The sequence below is a fragment of the Corynebacterium zhongnanshanii genome (genome assembly GCF_014490575.1).
Taxonomy (GTDB): Bacteria; Actinomycetota; Actinomycetes; order Mycobacteriales; family Mycobacteriaceae; genus Corynebacterium; species Corynebacterium zhongnanshanii.
The window spans coordinates 755,748-772,315 of the sequence record NZ_CP061033.1 but is presented as its reverse complement, the minus strand read 5'-3'; the positions used below and the strand labels follow the sequence as shown (position 1 = coordinate 772,315).

The 16,568-nt window shown below is 62.0% G+C and carries 14 protein-coding genes; all 14 read right to left on the bottom strand.

Annotation, left to right across the window (positions count from 1 at the left end):
• Positions 1-222 precede the first annotated feature (222 nt).
• A complete protein-coding gene (locus IAU67_RS03430) occupies positions 223-519 on the bottom strand; it encodes a YggT family protein (RefSeq protein WP_151843090.1) in 297 nt (98 codons plus the stop codon).
• Positions 520-522: 3 nt separating this feature from the next.
• Complete coding sequence (locus IAU67_RS03425) at positions 523-1,059, bottom strand: cell division protein SepF (protein ID WP_151843089.1); 537 nt, start codon at positions 1,057-1,059, stop codon at positions 523-525.
• A 58-nt stretch (positions 1,060-1,117) separates the two neighbouring features.
• Positions 1,118-1,825 (bottom strand): YggS family pyridoxal phosphate-dependent enzyme, encoded by a 708-nt coding sequence (locus IAU67_RS03420; RefSeq protein ID WP_151843088.1) that lies wholly within the window; start codon positions 1,823-1,825, stop codon positions 1,118-1,120.
• Positions 1,822-2,556, bottom strand: coding sequence for a peptidoglycan editing factor PgeF (pgeF, locus tag IAU67_RS03415; RefSeq protein ID WP_225723591.1), 735 nt, complete (start codon positions 2,554-2,556; stop codon positions 1,822-1,824). The genes IAU67_RS03420 and pgeF overlap by 4 nt, the downstream gene beginning before the upstream one ends.
• Before the next feature lie 61 nt (positions 2,557-2,617).
• Positions 2,618-3,886, bottom strand: a complete 1,269-nt coding sequence (gene ftsZ, locus IAU67_RS03410; protein ID WP_151843086.1) for a cell division protein FtsZ — start codon at positions 3,884-3,886, stop codon at positions 2,618-2,620.
• 117 nt (positions 3,887-4,003) lie between these two features.
• Positions 4,004-4,681: a cell division protein FtsQ/DivIB gene (locus IAU67_RS03405; protein ID WP_151843085.1), complete on the bottom strand. Its 678-nt coding sequence runs from the start codon at positions 4,679-4,681 to the stop codon at positions 4,004-4,006.
• Positions 4,682-6,133: a UDP-N-acetylmuramate--L-alanine ligase gene (gene murC, locus IAU67_RS03400; protein WP_151843084.1), complete on the bottom strand. Its 1,452-nt coding sequence runs from the start codon at positions 6,131-6,133 to the stop codon at positions 4,682-4,684.
• Between the two features lie 50 nt (positions 6,134-6,183).
• The gene (gene murG / locus IAU67_RS03395) at positions 6,184-7,296 is read right to left on the bottom strand and encodes an undecaprenyldiphospho-muramoylpentapeptide beta-N-acetylglucosaminyltransferase (RefSeq protein WP_151843083.1); all 1,113 of its coding nucleotides are present in this window, start codon (positions 7,294-7,296) and stop codon (positions 6,184-6,186) included.
• A 3-nt stretch (positions 7,297-7,299) separates the two neighbouring features.
• Positions 7,300-8,892: a putative lipid II flippase FtsW gene (gene ftsW / locus IAU67_RS03390; protein WP_151843082.1), complete on the bottom strand. Its 1,593-nt coding sequence runs from the start codon at positions 8,890-8,892 to the stop codon at positions 7,300-7,302.
• Complete coding sequence (gene murD / locus IAU67_RS03385) at positions 8,892-10,373, bottom strand: UDP-N-acetylmuramoyl-L-alanine--D-glutamate ligase (RefSeq protein WP_151843081.1); 1,482 nt, start codon at positions 10,371-10,373, stop codon at positions 8,892-8,894. The genes ftsW and murD overlap by 1 nt, the downstream gene beginning before the upstream one ends.
• A gap of 30 nt (positions 10,374-10,403) precedes the next feature.
• Positions 10,404-11,504 carry a phospho-N-acetylmuramoyl-pentapeptide-transferase gene (gene mraY / locus IAU67_RS03380; protein ID WP_151843080.1) on the bottom strand — a complete coding sequence of 367 codons (1,101 nt, stop codon included), beginning with the start codon at positions 11,502-11,504 and terminating at the stop codon, positions 10,404-10,406.
• Positions 11,505-11,521: 17 nt separating this feature from the next.
• Entirely contained in the window at positions 11,522-13,021 is a 1,500-nt protein-coding gene (locus IAU67_RS03375; RefSeq protein WP_151843079.1) for a UDP-N-acetylmuramoyl-tripeptide--D-alanyl-D-alanine ligase, read from the bottom strand.
• Positions 13,018-14,610 carry a UDP-N-acetylmuramoyl-L-alanyl-D-glutamate--2,6-diaminopimelate ligase gene (locus IAU67_RS03370; protein ID WP_151843078.1) on the bottom strand — a complete coding sequence of 531 codons (1,593 nt, stop codon included), beginning with the start codon at positions 14,608-14,610 and terminating at the stop codon, positions 13,018-13,020. The genes IAU67_RS03375 and IAU67_RS03370 overlap by 4 nt, the downstream gene beginning before the upstream one ends.
• A gap of 81 nt (positions 14,611-14,691) precedes the next feature.
• A complete protein-coding gene (locus tag IAU67_RS03365) occupies positions 14,692-16,446 on the bottom strand; it encodes a peptidoglycan D,D-transpeptidase FtsI family protein (RefSeq protein ID WP_151843180.1) in 1,755 nt (584 codons plus the stop codon).
• Positions 16,447-16,568: the final 122 nt, after the last annotated feature.

The window sequence follows — 16,568 nt, the reverse complement described above, 5'->3', positions numbered from 1 at the left end:
ATCTGAAGATTCAAGAATAAAACTTAAAAATTCTTCTTTTTGGGGGTCTCCCCGATGCTTCAGCCCTATCCCCCGCCGTCTTAAGCCCTGTCACCACGTCCACTCATCCCCACGACCTCACAGGCCCACGTGCCCTAGGCCCGCTCCCGAAAAACCACGAGGTGCCCCGAAGGCACCTCGTCACAGAAACTTACCGGGCTAGAAACCGAACTCGATACCGGGCTAGAACGCCCCAATCATCGCCGTCAAAATCATAATGAGAATCTGCAGGCCAAAGAACAGGACCAGGACAGACACATCCAGCGCCACGCCACCCAACTGGATGGGTGGAATAAGGCGACGCAACGCCCGCACCGGAGGATCAGTCACCTTAAAAATGGGCTCGGCCACAATAGAAAACCACCGTGGTGGCCGCCAGTTACGGGAGAAGCTCTGGATCATCTCCACGACAATCCGCACGAGCAGAAGGAAAATATAGAGCCTGATCAGGTAGATCAGCAATAACAGGAACTCAGTCATGAACTACAGCTCTTGCGCCAAGCTCTCCAGCTGATCGGAACTCAGCACCACACCCTGAGGGATCAGAATATAGTTACGCACACCGCTCAGCTTCTTCAAGTCGGCATCCAGGGCACGGCGCGCGCCGGAAATGAAATCCAGCGCACGTGCAGCCTCGCTGCGCTCCACACCGGACAGAGTGAACACCACAACGTCACCCGTCTTGGCCACATCCACAACCTCGGTCGCGTCCTTGTACGCGCTCAAGTGCAGCGGAACGTACTTAGGGTCCTGTGGCACGCGGCGCTGCGGCTGGGATCCGTAGTGGGACTCACCATAGCGGTATGGCTCGCGAGCCGACGACTCGTAACGGGACGCCCTGCCGCCGTCGCGGTCGTAACCACGAGACGTGCGAGGAGATACGTAATCGTCCACGTCATCCCGGTGAGTCCGCCCGGAACGGGTCTCCGAAAGCTCAGCCTCCGTATCGTAGTTATCGACAGGGCCGAAACCGAAAAATTCCTTGATCTTGTCCATGATTGTTTGAAAAGTTTCCTTCACGTTCGGGGACGCTTCCTTCTAGTTTCCACTAGCCCTAGTTTCCACTAGCCACTAGTGTTCAAGCTACTGGTCGTGTCCCCATGATATCTGTTCCGACACGCACCAGCGTGGAGCCTTCAGCGATGGCGATCTCCAGATCGCCACTCATACCTGCACTGTACACAGGCGCGCCCAGAACCCGGTCGGAGATACGCTCCAGGATCCGACGGCCGTCGGCAAAGACCGCCGCGGCGTCGGATTCAAGAGGGGGAACGGTCATCAGCCCGCGCAGCTCCAGGTGCTCCAGCGACGCAATATGGTCGGCCAAGGCATCCACGTCCTCGGCGACGATCCCACCGCGAGCGGGGTCACCATCGGCAGACAGCTGCACCAACACGGGCAGACGGTCGCTGCGCTGCCCCCGCTCCTGAGCCAGCGCCACGCCACGGTCCAACGCATCGGCGAGCTTCACAGAATCCACCGTATGCACCGCCGCAGCCCAGCGCGCCACGTGGTTCGCCTTCTTCGTCTGCACCTGTCCCACCATGTGAATCGCCATGGATTCGCCCAGAGCCTCAGCCTTGGAGCGAGCCTCCTGCTCCCGGTTCTCCCCCACGGCGTGCACGCCCAGCTCCGCCAACAGCGCCACGTCCTCCACGGGGTGGAACTTGGTGATGGGCAGCAGGTCTGCGCCACCGGCCACGGCAATCCGCTGGCGAACGAGCCGCAGACGTTCGGCCAGCTGCGCGCGTCGGTCATCCTGTGAGTTCGTCGGTGAATTCGTCATGGCATCCATATAACTCCTGCTTGGCGTCCGGTGACGCCCTCGCGTCGGTAGGAAAAGAACTCGGGCGTGTCGATGGTACACCGCGGGTCGGCGTCGATCTGGCGCACGCCGAGCCTCAGCAGCTGGCGCGTGAGCCCCTGCCGGATGTCCAGCCCGCACGTGCCCTGTCGAGTCCGGGTGCGGGAACCGGGGAGCTTGGATTCCACGTCCGCGGCCATCTCGGCCGGTACTTCATAATTCTCCCCCGACGCCGCCGGGCCCATCAACGCGTGAATGTGCGCGGGCAGCGCCCCGAGCTCACACATGCGCTCCACCGTGCGCGCTACGATGCCGTTGCGGGCACCCATGCGGCCGGCGTGTACGGCTGCCACCACCCCGGCCGTCTCATCGGCCAACAGAACGGGCACGCAGTCGGCCACCAGCACAGCCAGGCCCACGCCGCGCAGGGTGGTGACCAGGGCATCGGTGGCTTCCACGGGGCCGTCGAGGGTCTCCAGGAGATCGGCGGTGACCTCCGTGACCGTCGGCGAGTGGATTTGCTCCATGTACACCATGCGGTCCAGGTCCAGGACTCGCGCGAGGCGCGCCCGGTTCTCAGCCACGGCCGCCGGGTCATCGCCAACGTGGTCGCCCAGGTTGAAGCTTCCGTAGGGCTCAACGGACACGCCCCCGTTCCGGTTGGTGAATACCTTCCGGACCGGGGGCTGAACAGCATGAGAAGTGTCGCTCATGTGCGGCATACGTCCTTTGTTGGTTTTAGGCCTTACGATCATAGGCCTTGTGGTCTGAGGCCTAGAAGTCAGGCAGGTCCAGGTCGTCTTCGTCCTGCACAGGCTCCGGCTGACGGCTGGTGAACAGTCCGCCCTGGGTCTGAGTCTGCTGACGCTGGCTAAAGCTCGACGGCTGCTGCACCGGCTGAGCTGGCTGAACCGGCTGCGCCTGCTGGTAGGACGGCTGTGCGGGCTGCTGCACGGGCTGTGCAGGCTGCTGTACCGGTTGCTGCACAGGCTGCTGCGGTGCTGCGTCGGTTCCACCGAAGATCGCCGGGTTCTGCGGCGCCTGCTCCTCCGCAGCCGCGTGGCGGCCGGAACGAGCGATGGTGGACTCAGCATTCGGGGAATCATCGAAGCCGGTAGCGATAACAGTGACGCGCACCTCGTCGCCCAGCTGGTCGTCAATGATGGTACCGAAGATGATGTTGGCATCCTCATCAGCCAACTCTTCCACGATGTTCGCGGCCTCGGAGACCTCCATCAGGCCCAGGTCGGAACCGCCAGCGAAGGACAGAAGCACGCCCTTCGCACCCTTCATGGTGGACTCCAACAGTGGGGAGTTAATAGCAGTCTCGATAGCCTTCTTCGCGCGATCTTCACCCCGAGCGGTACCAATGCCCATCAAAGCGGAGCCGGCATCAGTCATCACGGAACGCACATCGGCGAAGTCCACGTTAATCACACCAGGGGTGGTGATCAGCTTGGTGATACCTTCAACACCCTGCAGCAGCACCTCATCTGCCTTGTGGAACGCATCCATCATGGACATCTGCTCATCGCTGAGCTTCAACAGCGCGTCATTCGGAATAACGATCAGCGTGTCACACACTTCGCGAAGTGCGTCGATGCCCGCGTCAGCCTGCTTGGTCCGGCGCTTGCCCTCGAAGGTAAACGGACGGGTCACAACACCCACGGTCAGTGCACCCTGGCGCTTCGCCACGGATGCCACCACCGGAGCGGCACCGGTTCCCGTTCCGCCGCCCTCGCCGGCGGTGACAAACACCATGTCGGCGTCGGAGAGCATCTCTTCGATCTGCTCTTTGTGGTCCTCGGCGGACTTACGGCCAACCTCAGGGTTTGCACCTGCACCCAGTCCGCGGGTTTCCTCACGTCCGATGTCCAGTTTCAGGTCTGCGTCGGTGAGCATCAAGGCCTGGGCGTCCGTATTGATCGCCAGGAACTCCACGCCCTGCAGCTTTTCATCGATCATGCGGTTCACGGCATTCACGCCGCCGCCGCCCACACCGACCACCTTGATGATCGCGAGGTGGTTTCCTGGATTCGTCATGTGCTTGTTTCTCCGCTGTGTTGAGGTTGAATTTCTCTAACCATCTTCGTTGACCATGGTGAAAAATTCCCGCACATTTTTCGTCGCGTGTCGTATCCCTAAAGTTCTACTTTAGGCTTAAGGGGCAGGTGGAGGGCTATAGTCACGCACCGTCGTCATCGACGGGTTGGACACGTTCCACCGCGTCCCCTCCTTGCCCAACACGATGCGCGTGGCCTCCGCCTTCTCCTCAGCCCGGTCCGCGCTCCCCCAGAACACTTCACGGCCTTCGGGGAAAAACATCGCAATCGAATCCGCATCTGGTGCCTCAACGCGCTCCAACGAATCCTTGAGCTCTTGTGGCAAGGCGCTCACCGCGGTGGCTGCGGCGTGGATCGCTGCGGCGTCGTCTGGTTTCGTCCGCTCAAACTCCGGCACGCCCTCCGGCTGCAGCCCCGACAGGAAAATCGCACCCTGGGTATTCACCGCCAGCGGGGTGGAGCCCTTCTTCACAAATCCCGCCGCCACGTGCTCCTCAATGGTGATGGTGATCGTGCGTGGCCACGTGCGCGAGACAGTGACCTTATCCACCCACGGGACGTGGGATATACCCGACGCCGCCGCCGCGGTGTCCACCCGAAGTATATTGCTCCCCGTGGTCACTCCGGAGGCTTCCTTCACGGCGGTCTCGTCGGCATGCACGGCGCCCGTGACCTCCACCGTGCTCACGGTGAGGATGGGGAAAAACCACGCTGCTGCCGAAGCCACTGCTCCCAGCAGTAGCACGGACAGGACCACGATCACGGCCTTTTTCATTTACGCCAGCTCCCGCAGGATTTCATCGGCCAGCATCGTCACCGTGCCAGCGCCCACGGTCAGCACCATGTCACCCGGCTGCGCGATCTCCGCGATGGCGGCGGGCACGGCGCTGAACTCGGGAACGAAGCGCCAATCGGACGTGACGTGCTCGCCAATGATCCGACTGTCCACTCCTTCCACCGGGTTTTCTCGGGCCCCGAAAATGTCCAGGAGAACCACCTGATCGGCCAGGCTCAGCGCCTCGGCGAACTCGTGCGCGAAATTGATCGTGCGGGAATACAGGTGAGGCTGGAACGCCACCACCACACGGCCGTTGTCTCGGGTGGCCAGGCGCTCGCGCGCGGCGGTCAGCACCGCGGTGACCTCGGTGGGATGGTGGGCATAGTCGTCGAAGACCTCCACGCCTCCGGCGGAGCCGTGGTATTCAAAGCGGCGGCGCACGCCGTCGAACTCGCCCACGCCATCGACGAGGCTCTCCAGGTCCTCGCCCAGAAGGTAGCCGCCCAAGACCGCTGCCGTGGCGTTCAAAACCATGTGGGCACCAGGGATGCCCACATGCAGCTGGGTCGCGTGGCCGTCCACCTCAATCTCGGCGATGGTTCCCTTGGTGGTGATGGTTGTGGACGTGATGATCGCTAGTGCAGGCACCTGCGGGTGGGCCTTTACGGCGTCTGCGGTTCCATAGCCCACCACGGTGACAGACGCAGACTCGTCGGCGACCAGCTGCTCTGCCAGTGCCGCGGCACCAGGATCGTCCAGGCACACCACAAGGTGCCCGTCGGCCGTCACGCGGTCGGCAAAGTCACGGAAGACCTGGCGATAGGCCTTTTCCGTTCCGAAAAAGTCCAAGTGATCGGGTTCGATATTGGTGATCACGGCCACGGTTGGTTGATAGGTCAGGAAGGAGCCATCCGATTCATCGGCCTCGGCCACGAAGATGTCCCCGGTGCCGTGGTGCGCGTTAGTTCCCGCGCGGTTTAGCTGGCCACCAATGGCAAAGGACGGGTCGCTGCCCGCCTTCTGCAGGGCGGCCACGGCCATCGAGGTGGTGGAGGTCTTCCCGTGGGTTCCTGCCAACAAGAAGGAACGGTAGCCAAGCATCAGCGCGCCCAGAACATCTGAGCGGCGCACCACCGGGATTCCGCATTCCTTCGCGCGCGCCAGCTCCGGGTTATCCTGCGGAATCGCCGCGAAGCTCGTCACCACCACTGTGGGCAGCTCGCCCGAGAGCTCCAGGTTCTCCGCTGCGTGTCCGATGGCGATACTCGCTCCCGCCGTACGCAGGGCGAACACAGATTGGGAGTCCTTCATGTCCGAACCGCTCACCACGCTGTCGCGAGCCAGGAGAATACGGGCGATGCCGGACATGCCGGCACCCCCAATGCCCACCATGTGGACGCGGGACAGATCTATCGACGTGAGATCAACGTGTTGGTCAAGGTGTGTCATGTCTCTTCTATCCTTATGTCAAAAAGTCCGTGGGGTATCAAAGGGGGAATCTATCGGCGACCGGCTCGACTGGTAGCCACCGCAACAGCTAATGCTTCAGCGATGGTGTGCGCGGCATTCCGGTGGCCGGAGCCACGGGCGGCTGCAGAGGCGGCGGCTAGGCGGTCTGGATCGTTGAGGACGGGAACAACCTTCTCCACAATCGCGCGTCCGCTCAAGTCCGCATCCTTGACGATGACTCCGCCACCTGCCTCCACAATGGGCAGTGCATTGAGTTCCTGTTCGCCATTGCCGTGCGGCAGTGGCACGTACACGGCCGGCAGGCCCACTGCGGAGACCTCGGCCACCGTCATCGCGCCGGAGCGGCACACGATGGCGTCGGCGGCTGCCAGCGCCAAATCCATGCGCTCGATGTAGGGAACGGCCCGGTAGGTTCCGGTGTCCGGCTGCTGGAACTCGTTCTTCTTACCGTAAGCGTGAAGCACCTGGATGCCTGCATCGTGCAGATCCGGTGCGGCCTCGGCGATGGCCTTGTTGATCGACTGAGCTCCCTGGGATCCACCCGTGACCAGCAGCACCGGCCCCTCCTGTTTCAAGGAAAAATACTCCCGCGCCTCAGCGCGCTGGGCACTGCGATCAAGATTCACGATCGATTGCTTCACAGGGATTCCCACCACGCGGGCAGGCAGACCCGAGCCGTCCACGGCTGCGAGCCCGTGGCCGCCGAGCTTCACACCCAGCTTGTTGGCCATCCCGGCTCGGGCGTTCGCCTCGTGCACGAAAAACGGCAGGCGTTGGGCCTTTGCCGCCAAATACGCCGGTGCGGAAACATAGCCACCAAAGCCAATCACCACGTCTGCTTCGACCTCGCGGAGGATCTTTCGGGTTTCCTTCAGCGCTGCGCGAAGACGCAGCGGCAAGGTAGCCAGATCCTTGTTGGGTTTCCGCGGCACAGGCACCGGCGGGATCATCCGCAGATCAAATCCGCGGGCCGGAACAATGGAAGATTCCAGGCCCCGTTCTGTCCCTAGGGCCGTGATGCGTGCGTTGGGGTACGCGGCACGAACCGCCTCAGCGACAGCCAGCGCGGGCTCGATGTGGCCTGCGGTGCCACCGCCGGCGACAACCACGCTGAAAGATGAATCGTGGGGCATGCTCGTCATGGATCAAGGCCTCCTGTGGGAACGAGATGTACGGCCGCTAGGCCTCTGTGGCAAATCTTGCCGTCGTATTCGATCGTAGCGCCGCGGCTGCTGATGCACCCCAGCGCGCTTCAGGGCCTGCTCGCGGCGCTCTTGTTCGCGCCGGACGTCCTGGCTGGCGTGCGCGTCCCGTCCGCGTTGCGTTACCGGCTGCCCATAGGTCCGGGTGGTGGAGCGCCTCTTTTCGCGGCGCTGTTCACCAATCTTGTACGGGCGTGGTTCGGGCAGCATCAGCAAGCGGTCGAACAGCGGGCGGCCTTCGTGCTGCATGGAGCTGATCGTCGCGGGCTCGTGGCGCGCGCAATTGGCCAGGAGGCCCAGGGTAATCAGGGTAATGATGGCCGAGGATCCACCCGCCGAGATCAGTGGCAACTGGATACCCGTGACGGGCAGGAAGCCCACCACATAGCCCATGTTGAAGAAGGCCTGGACCACAATACCGATGGTCAGCGTGGCCGCCATCATCTTCAGGAAGGGATCCCGCTGTGCGCGTGCGGTACGAATGCCGAACCAGCCCAGCAGAGCAAAGAGCAGAACCACGATGCCGGCGCCCACGAAGCCCAACTCTTCACCCACCACGGCGAAGATGAAGTCATTCTTAGCCTCGGGGAGGTAGAACCACTTGGAGCGCGACTGGCCCAAACCGGTTCCCAGCAGCCCACCATCGGACAGAGACAGAATGCCCTGGTAGGACTGGTAGGCATCTCCCTTCGTGGTGTGGTCCGAGAAGCTCAGCGTGAGCGCGTCAAGCCAGGTGGTGATGCGTGCCGAACGGAAACTCTGGGCGGTAATACCGATCGCGCCGACCACGCTCACAGCTCCGACGAGGACCCCCATCACGCGTGTGGGCATTCCGCTGAAGAACATCAGGGCGAACACCACGATGCCCACGGCGAACATCATACCCAGGTCTCGTTGGCCAACCACCAGAACCAGAACCACTCCCGCGGCCACCAAGAACCGTCCCAGGGCACCTCTTACGGTGGGATTTTGTCGCATTCTGTCCGCTACCTCGGCTGAACCCCACACTGCCAGGGCCAACTTTGCCACCTCGGAGGGCTGCACACCAATGGGGCCGAAGCGAATCCATGAATTGGATCCCACCTCATCGGCACCCACGCCGACAGATGGAATCAGAACCAGCACCAACAGGACGAGCGCGAAGGCCAAGAGCGCCCAGGCGTACTTTTTCACGGTCTGCGCTTCCATCCGCAGAGCACACCACATGCCCACCAGTCCCATCACCACCACGGACGCCTGCTTCAAAAACTCCTTCCACACGGAGTTCTGGCTGGCATAGGAATCCACCATGGATGCGGACAGCACCATCGTCAATCCGATAAACGTGAGGATTAACGTGATGGAGCAGATCACGATGTAGTTCAGCTGAGGGGTGGCCAGGAGTGCCTGCACCTTCGCCATGAGGCTCTGACTGGCAGAATCGTTCGACTCCACTCGTCCGCGCTGATCATTCCGATCACGCTGATCCAACCGACCGCGCCCGTCGTTTCGTCTGCGCGGATCACGTCGATCACGCGGTTCATAGCGAGTACTCATCAGCTCTCCCCTTCCTCCACTGAGCTCTGGGAGACGTACTCGGCGAAGAGATCACCGCGCTGGCTCATGCCGGTGTACATGTCCAAGGACGCGGCGGCCGGCGCCAGAATCACGCGGTCCCCAGGGGCCGCCAATCCGCGGGCAACACGCACCACTTCCTGCATCGCGACGAGCGGATCCGTAGAATCCACGGACACACACGTCACCTCCGGCACTTGCCGCGCCAGCTCCGCAACGATGTCCTTGCGGTCCACGCCCAGGACAACGGCAGCCTTCAGCGACGGGGCAATCGAGGTAATCAAGTCAGATACGCTGGCTCCCTTCAACTGGCCGCCAGCCACCCAAATCACATTCTCCTGTCCGCGCAGCGCAGCCTCCGCAGCATGAGGATTCGTGGCCTTCGAATTATCAATCCACGTCACCCCGTCACCCTCGAACACCACTTGCCCGCGGTGGGCCTGGACGGTGAACGTGCCCAACGCAGACGCAATAGCCTGTGCAGACACACCGACGCTGCGCGCCATCGCCGCGGCCGCCGCAGCATCCGCCACACCCGCAGGTCCCGGAGGGCTGATCCCCTCAGCCGGTGCCAGAACCGTGCTGCTCACCCCTTGCGGTGTGGTCAGCAGCTCAAGAATCTGTCCCTCGTGCACGCCCACACGTCGGACGAACTCCTCTCCGGACAGCTCGGACGGATCCTGCAGAGTGTAGGCCGCCGGTGCCGATTCGGAACGCGGCAGGCCGCGCACCACCGCGTCGTCCACGGCAATCACCGGATGCTCCGCACGCAAGACTGCAGCCTTGTCTGCCGCATAGTTCTCAAAGGAGCCGTGCCAGTCCAGGTGATCCTCCGCCAGATTCAGCACGCACCCCACCGTGGGCGTGAACGTGGGCGCCCAGTGCAACTGGAAACTGGAGACCTCCGCCACCAGCACCTCCGCGCGCATCTCCCCGCGCTGTTCCGCGGTCAAGGCCACCGCCGGCGACACACCGATATTGCCCACCGCCACCGCACCGCGACCATCTGCCACCAACATCGACGCCAGCATGGCCGTCGTGGTGGTCTTCCCATTCGTGCCCGTCACCGCCAACCACGTCCGCGGCCGCCCGAAAGCTCCTGCCTGGTCCGCGAGCCACGCAGCCTCAATATCCCCGATCACGGGGATTCCCGCCTGCTTCGCAGCCTGAAGTAGCGGCGAGTTCGGGGACCATCCGGGAGAGGTGATGACCAATTCTGGAGTGAGGCCGGCGTCGGTATTTTTCAGAAGATTCACGGCATCAGAAACAGACAACGTGGCCAGGTCAGAATGATCATCGGCAATGGCGATATTGCTATTCTCCGCAGCATTCTCCACCCCGGTGAGCGCGCACAGCATAGAGATCACCCCGCGACCAGCGACTCCCGCCCCGGCAATAAGAATGGGGCGAGAGCGCATGATCTGCACCGCCTGCGTGGGAGTCAGCGTATTGGGTGTACTCATCGTGTGGACCTTTCGATCAAGGTGGAGGAATTAAAAGTGGACAGAGGACAGCCACTCGCTATAGAACAGGGCAAAACCGGACATGGCGGCCAAACCAGCAACCAACCAGAAACGAATAACTACGGTGGTTTCCGCCCAGCCGCCATTTTCGAAGTGGTGGTGAAGTGGCGCCATGCGGAATACTCGCTTTCCGGTGGATTTAAAGGACACAACCTGAATCACCACAGAGGCGGCCTCGGCCACGAAAATCACACCGACGATAATCATCAGCAATTCCGTCTGGGAGGTAATGGACAATCCTGCCACTAAACCACCCAGGGCCAGGGATCCGGTATCACCCATGAAAATCTTCGCGGGAGCGGCATTCCACCACAAGAAGCCCAAACATGCGCCCAGGCCAGCCGACGCGAGGATGGCCAAATCGAGCGGATCGCGCACCGAATAGCATCCAGCCGTCGCACCATTGGAGCAGGAGTTCCGGAACTGCCAGAACGTGATCAGCACGTACGTTCCCATGACCATCGCGGTCACGCCACCGGCTAGGCCGTCCAAGCCATCGGTGAGGTTTACGCCATTGGACCAAGCGGAAATCACAATGTAGATGAAGATCAGGAACAAAATCGTTCCGATAACAGCTCCGCCTACCGCGATATCAAATACCTTGATGTCGCGCAGGAAAGACAAGTGCGTGGACCCAGGGGTAATGCCGCGCGCATTGGGGAACTGCAGAATCAGGAAACCAAACACAACGGCAATCACCAATTGGCAGACCAGTTTTGCCTTGGCATTCAGCCCCAGGTTTCGACCCATCACCAACTTGATATAGTCATCGGCAAAGCCCACGGCACCCAGCGCTAAAGTCAGCCCCAGAACCAGCCAGCCCGATACTCCGGGGCCCGAGCCCACGGACACGTAGCCATACGCCACGGCCATCAGATAGCCGATGGTGATACCCGCCAAAATGGCGATACCACCCATGGTGGGCGTGCCACGCTTCTTAAAGTGAGACTTCGGCCCTTCTTCACGAATCTCTTGACCGAGCCCCTCGGCGGAGAACTTCTTAATCAGAAAAGGTGTGAAGAACACGGTCACCAGGAACGCAATAGCTCCCGAGATAAAAATCTGCATCATTGTTCTTACACGTCCTTTTACTTATCTTTTCCAGGGTCCATAATGGTTTCGCCCATCAGCAAACCATCCGCGACTTCCCACAGGGCATCGGAGTAACTAGCCTTCACCAACACCACGTCGTCTTCCTGCACTTCGAGGTCCACATAGTTGATCGCCGCGTCAGTGCTTTCAACGGTCGTGGTCTTCACACCAGCGGCATCGGCGGCCTCGGCCAGAGCCAGTTGGTTGACTCCCGTGCCCACCACAACCAGGTTCTGGATTCCGAACTCGGCCACCGCACGGCCCAACGCTTCGTGCTCTTCCGTGGCTTCATCGCCCAGCTCACCCATCTGGCCCAGCACGGCCCAGCTATGGCCGTTGTCACGGTGGGACGTGGTGAATGCCAAGGCATGCAGCCCAGCGCGCATCGATTCCGGGTTGGCGTTGTAGGAGTCATTAATCACGGTCACGCGGTCGCGTGCGCGCGTCTTCACATCCATCCGACGCTCGCTCGTGGCCGTATGCCCGGACACCGCGCGCGCCACATCCTCGGCGGACAACCCGGCTTCCATGCCCACGGCAATCGCGGCCAGGGCGTTGGAGACCTGGTGTTCTCCGTGCACGGACAGCGTAATGTCCACAACCCCGTCCGGGTGGTGGAGGCTAAAGGACGGGCGAGTCATGTCATCCAGGACCACGTTCGCGGCGTAGTAGGTGGCGTCGGTACGTCCCTCGGCGGAAAACGTCACCACGCGAGCCGTGGTGCGCTCCTGCATGGCCAGCACCTTCGGATCATCCGCATTGAGGATCGCCACACCGGTTTCCGGCAGAGCTTCCACCAATTCGCCCTTGGCCTGCGCGATCGCCTCGCGCGAGCCGAACTCACCCAGGTGCGCGGTGCCCACATTCAGCACCACGCCGATATTGGGCGGGGTGACCTGCGTCAGATGCTTGATGTGCCCCACCCCGCGGGCGCTCATCTCCAGCACCAAAAAGCGCGTGGACTCCGTGGCCCGCAGCGCGGTGTAGGGCAAGCCGATCTCATTGTTGAAGCTGCCCGGAGGGGCCACAATGTCGCCGGCCAGCTCCAGAACCGACCCCAGAAAATCCTTCGTGGAGGTCTTGCCCGCAGAGCCGGTAACCGCCACCACGGACATGCCCTTGTCCTTCAAGTGGTCCGTGTTGTAGCGCGCCAGGGCGTCGATCGCAGCAATGACGGCGGCGCCGTGGCCTTCAGAGTCATATTCAAACGCCGAGGCGTTCGATGCCTCGTCACTCAGGGCGACGGGCTTGGCTACCAGCGCCGGAGCGTCCACAGCACGACCCACCAGCGCCAGAGCCGCTCCGGACTCCAGGGCTTTCGGCACAAAGTCGTGGCCGTCCACGCTGGCGCCCGGCAGCGCCATGAAGATGCTTCCCTGGGACACCTTGCGCGAATCGAATTCGACAGGCCCCTGAACGGGCTGCTGTAGATCCACGCCACCGATGGGTGACGCGCCGGTGATGTCGGCGATCTCGCCGATCGTGAGCTCAATCATTTCGCGTTGTGTCCCTTAATATCTTGTCGTTGTTCCAGCGCCGCGGTGAGTTCGGCCACGTCATTAAATTCATAAACGACGCCGGCGATCTCCTGACCAGTCTCATGCCCCTTACCGGCAATGACAACGGCATCACCCGGCTGAGCCCAGGCGACCGCCTCCCGTATGGCCTCCCTACGGTCGGCGATGTTCCGCACGGTCACCTCCCGGCCACTGGCGGCCACGGCATCGCGCGCGCCCTCCTCCACTGCGGCGCGAATCATCGCAGGATCCTCGTCGCGTGGGTTGTCATCGGTGACGAAGACAGCGTGGGCGATGCGCGCAGCTTCGTAGCCCATCTTTGGCCGCTTGTCGTGATCCCTATTGCCGCCGGCGCCGAGCACCACACCGATGCGTCCGTGTGACTGGGGTAGATAATCCGCCAAGGTGTTCACCACGGCAGCAACTGCACCGGGCTTGTGGGCGTAATCCACCATCGCCAGGAAGTCCTGACCGGCATCCACGGCCTGCATCCTGCCGGGAACCTGCACGGTCTTCAGCGCCTGTGCCGCGGTGGCGGGCGCCAGGCCCGCCGCCGTGGCACACGCAATAGCCAGCACGCTATTGGCAACATTGAAGTTCCCGGCCAGGCTGATGCTGTAGTCCAGGACCTCTCCCCCGACATCCACGCTCACGTCCTGGCGTCCCGTCAGGGCGACCGACACCGAACGCAGCGACCAGCTGTCACCACCGCTGTAGAAATCGGCGGCGGAGCGAGCTGCCTCGCCCTCAGCCGCAGTGGAAATCAGGGTCACATCACACCCAGCTTGGGCGGCGACCCCCGCCATCTGCTCCCCCCAGGAATCGTCCACACAGATCACGGCGCGGGGCGTCGTCCCATCTTGAACGCGGGTAAACAGCAACGTCTTCGCACGGAAGTATGCGTCCATTGTGGGATGGAAATCCAGGTGATCCTGGCTCAAGTTCGTAAAAGCGGCGACGTCGAAGCCGATGCCCTTCACGCGACCCAACTCCAGGGCGTGGGAGGACACCTCCATCACCACGTGGGTCACCCCCTCGTCGCGCATCCGGGCGAGCAGCGCCTGCATCGTCGGCGCCTCCGGGGTGGTGAGCTTCGTGGGCACGGGGTTGCCGTTGATCCGGGTACCCGTGGTGCCGATCAGGCCCACGTGGAACTCGGTCATCAGGGCGCGCTCGATCAAGTAACTGGTGGTGGTCTTACCCGAGGTGCCCGTGATGCCGATGATCGTCAGCTCACGGGATGGGTGATCGTAGATCTCCGCGGCCACATCCCCCATGCAACTGCGCACATCCTCGACAATCACGCGCGGTAGATCAGGGGCCTGCTCGTCCAGAATGGACTGCCCCGCGGCGTCCGTCACCACTGCGGCGGCAGAGCTGGACGCGGCATAGGTCGCGCCATGCACGCGCGTCCCCGGAACGGCGAAAAACAATCCACCAGGCTGAACATCGGACGAGCCGATGGCGGCGGAGGTCACCGTCACGTCGGCATGCTCTGGTGCCACGTGTCCGCCGGTGAGGCTCGCGATGTCCGCCAAGCTGGTTGGGGTTCCTTGAGGGATGGCCATGGGAACTCCTCCTTATACCTTCAGTGTTGGTCGATTGTCTTCTTGGTTGCCTGTGCTCATTATTCTAATCTGCCGCCCCTACTATGGTGTCTCCAGCAACAGCTGCGGGCCAGGATCTGCAGACAGTGGCACGTTGTAGTAGTTCAGCAGCCACGTTCCCAGCACATGGAACAGCGGGGCCGCGGATCCGCCGGCGCCGCCATCGGTTCCTCGCTGCGGATTATCCAGGGAAATACCGATCACGAATCGCGGATCATCGGCCGGGGCAATACCTGCGAAATTGATCCAATACTTAGACATCGAATACGCGCCCGTCTCAGGATCAATTTGCTGCGCCGTACCGGTCTTTCCGGAAACTTGGTAGCCCTCAATCTGAGCGGGAGCACCGCTACCCTGTTGTACGCCCGCCGGGTCGGACTGGGTGATGGCGCGGAACATATCCACCACGGTCTTGGCCGTCTTTTCGGACACCACCCGGGTCTTCTTCGACTCATCCACCGGCACGTCCGAACCGTCCGCGGAATTGATCTTCTCAATCAGGGTCGGCTCCACGCGCACACCACCATTGGCCATGGCCTGGTAAATGGAGGTCATCTGCACCAGGTTCATGGACATGCCCTGGCCGATCGGCAGGTTGGCGAAGGTTCCGCCGGACCATTGGGACAGCTCCGGCATATAGCCTGAGGTCTCATAAGGAAGACCCAGATCCACGGCCTGTCCGATGCCGAATTTCCGGAAGTAGTCGTACATCTTGTCCTCACCCACGCGATCGGCCAGCATCAACGTACCCACATTGGAGGACTTACCGAACACACCCGTGGTGGTGAAGCCGGTGGTGCCGTGCTCCCACGCGTCTTTGACCGTCACGCCGGCCATGTCGATGGAGCCCGGAACCTGCAGCACCTCATCCGGGGTGGTCTTGCCCTCTTCCAAGGAGGCGGCGGCTGTCATGATCTTCGCCACCGAGCCCGGCTCGAAAGAATCCGCGGTGGTGCGGTCGCCAAAGACCTTGCCCTTGTCCAGCTGCTTTTTGATGTCACCGTTCGGGTCGACGGAGTCCGAGGACCCCATGGCGATAATCTCGCCGGTCTTCACATCCATCACCACTGCGGAGGCGGACTTGGCGCCCGACTTCTCCCGCGCGGTTTGCAGCTGCTGCTGCACATAGGTCTGGACGTTCATGTCCAACGTCAGTTGGTACTGGTCCCCATCCACGGCGGGCTGCTGATCGCGGGTGGATCCAGGAATCAAGTATCCATCACCGGCAACATCCACGGTGCGGGAGCCGTTAATACCCTGCAGTCGGGAATCCTGCGACAATTCCAAACCAAATTGGCCCTGATTATCCGTAGAAATCTTGCCAATCACGTTCGCCCCCACCGCACCATTGGGGTACTGGCGCAAATCCTGACGCTCGGAGGTAATCTCCGGGAACTCTTCCGCGACCTTTTGAGCCACATCCGGATCGACGTTACGCACCAGAACCTCGTAGGTGTTGTCGGAGGTCAGCTTCTTCAGCAAGTCCTCTTCCTTGATGTCGTCACCTTCGTCGTGAATCATCTTCGGCAGAGTCTTGGCGATATCTTTGATGCGCTGCTGCGGCTCTGGAACGTCATCCGGGTACAGCCGGTGGCGTTCCGCGATGTACTCCTCCAGCCGCGTGGGGTTCACCGACAGGGAGCGCGCCTCCATCGTGTAGGCCATGACCTGACCATTGCGGTCGATGATCTTCCCGCGGTGCGCAGGGTCAGTGATGATGGCAGTGCGCTGGGATTGCGCCTGGATCGACAGTTGAGGCCCCTGGATCAGCTGCACCCACATGAGGCGCAGGATCATCGCGACGAGCAGAATCAGGATCACACCGATGACGAACTGAACGCGTTGGTTGAAGCGGGCTCCGGACGTGTCCAGAATATTCCACGAGTTGCCTTCAACGGCGCGGGGATGCGTCCTTCGGC